Genomic DNA, 2185 nt, shown 5'->3' on the forward strand with positions numbered 1-2185 from the left:
ACCTGATGGAGTTCATCGCCGAACACCTGCCGCGGTTCCTTGGCGGCGCCGTGCTGACGGTGCAGCTGGCCACGATCAGCTGCGTGCTGGGCCTGCTGATCGCCCTCCCGGTCGCGCTGTCGCGGCTGTCGCGCAACCCGGCTCTGCGCGGCCTGTCGACGGCTTATGTCTTCTTCTTTCGCGGCACGCCGCTTCTGGCGCAGCTGTTCCTGATCTACTACGGCAGCGGGCAGTTCCGACCGCAACTGGACGCCGTGGGGCTGTGGGACTTCTTCCGCGACCCGTGGTTCTGCGCGCTGCTGACGCTGACGCTGAACACCGGCGCCTACACCTCGGAAATCCTGCGCGGCGCCATCCAGTCGATTCCGCGCGGCGAGATCGAAGCCGCGCGCGCCCTGGGTCTGAAGCCGCTCATGCAGCTGCGCCTGGTGGTCCTGCCGCGCGCGATCCGAATCGGCTGGCCCGCCTATACCAACGAAGTGGTTTACCAGATCCAGGCGACCTCGCTGGTGTCGATCATCACCGTGATGGACATCACCGGCGTCGCCCGGGCGGTCGGCTCGCGACACTTCACCTTCTTCGAGGCGTTCGGCCTTGCCGCCGCGCTGTACCTGGTGCTGGTCTACGGCTTCATCTTCGTCGCGGGCCGGATCGAGACGCGACTGAACGCGCACTTGGCGTCGCCGTCCCCGTCGCGTGCGATCCCGAAGGCCGACCTCAAGGGAATGATCCGATGAGCGATCTGGCGCAGGACAGCGCGGACGAGGCGGCGCCGAAGAAGCGCGGCATCCTGCGCGAGAAGGCGTTCTCGGCCCTCAAGGCGGCCATCCTGAACGGCGACGTGCAGCGCGGAGAGCGCCTGTCCGAGGCGCGGCTGATGCGCGACTTCGACATCGGCCGCACGCCCCTGCGCGAAGCGCTCAACCGGCTCGAGCGCGAAGGGCTGGTCGTCAGCCAGCCCAACAGCGGCTACTCGGTGGCCAACCTCGACATCGACGCGGTGTGCGACCTTCTCGTGGTGCGCGCGGGCCTCGATGCGATGGCGGCCGAGATCGCGGTCGAGACCGCGACCGATGACGACCTGTGCGCCCTGTCGGGCGTGATGGACGAGATCGATGCCCTCGACCGCGCGCACGAGCGGACCCCGGACGTGTATGCGCGCGAGCTCGAGTTGGGCCTGAAGGTCCACGAGGTGATCCTGGCGGCGACGCGCAATGCCGCCCTGATCGAGATCACGCAGCGGATCTACGACCAGCTTCGCCTGGCCCTCTGGGTCGAAGTGCGCTGGGTCGATCAATGGGCGCTGGCGGTGGCCGAGCACCGCGCCATCGTCGACGCCATGCTGGCACGCGACGCGCCCGCAGCCATGGCCGCCGCACGCGCGCACGTGGAGTCATCGCGCCGCAACATGCTGATGATCCGCGATATCAACAGCGCCCGTCGTAACCCCGGCGGCCGCGTGCCGCTGAGCCATATAGAATAAGGCTCTCTGCAAGATTCAGAGGCTCGGGCTCGTAATCGGCGATGTTCTGTTCCACGAACCGGTGCTGGCTGGGCTACCCCTTCCCCCGATCGGACTTAAATCCCGTGGGCTTTCGTACTGTCAGAACACTTGCAGATGCAGGTTAAGGGCCACTCCGAGAAGAACAGTACCGCTTATCCAGGCGAGAGAGCGGCGCATCGCCTTCTTCCGGTTGATGATGTTCGTCATGGTGCCGCCCATATAGGCCACGACCAGATCGGAAGGAATTGCCGTCAGCGGGACCAGGATTCCCAACACCAGCAGCTGCATCTGAACGTTGGCGTCGACGACCGGCCCACCGCCTGCATTGATGAACGGCGGAAGGAACACCGCGAAGAACAGAACCGTCTTCGGGTTGAGCAGCTCGACCGCGATGCCCTGCCCGACGATCGAGGAGAAGGGCCTGTACTGCACGTCCTCTACGGACAACGTTTTTTCCGCTTCGGCATGGGCGTTGCGCACCAAATCCACTCCGAGCCAGACAAGGTAGGCCGAGCCGACGTACCGCAAGCCGACGACCAGCCACTCGGCCGTGGAGAAAAGCGCCGCGAGGCCCATCGCCGTCGCGATGGCGAGAAGGATCCCGCCGATGCACAGGCCCAGCGCCGAGGCGAGGCCTGCGGCACGGCTTTGCCCGACGCTTCGCGAGAGCACGTACAGCAT

Annotated in this window: 3 protein-coding genes; 2 read left to right on the forward strand and 1 reads right to left on the reverse strand. The window is 66.1% G+C overall.

Translation table 11 applies throughout. From position 1 onward, the window contains the following. Nucleotides 1-737: ABC transporter permease (locus tag ACFDTC_RS12470; RefSeq protein WP_375259204.1), on the forward strand; the 737-nt coding region annotated here is incomplete at its 5' end. Continuing rightward, a complete protein-coding gene (locus tag ACFDTC_RS12475; protein ID WP_375259205.1) occupies nucleotides 734-1483 on the forward strand; it encodes a GntR family transcriptional regulator in 750 nt (249 codons plus the stop codon). The genes ACFDTC_RS12470 and ACFDTC_RS12475, both read left to right, overlap by 4 nt. A 120-nt stretch (nucleotides 1484-1603) precedes the next feature. On the opposite strand, the gene ACFDTC_RS12480 is transcribed toward ACFDTC_RS12475, so the two are convergent. Beyond that, nucleotides 1604-2185 (reverse strand): LysE family translocator (locus tag ACFDTC_RS12480; protein WP_375259206.1); only part of this gene is annotated, 582 nt, incomplete at its 5' end.

It is taken from the genome of Citreimonas sp., assembly GCF_042096055.1.
Classification (GTDB): Bacteria; Pseudomonadota; Alphaproteobacteria; order Rhodobacterales; family Rhodobacteraceae; genus Citreimonas.

Excerpts from the sequence above, each read along its gene's own strand:
- ACFDTC_RS12475 (WP_375259205.1), top strand. The coding sequence starts at position 734 with ATGAGCGATCTGGCGCAGGACAGCGCGGACGAGGCGGCGCCGAAGAAG.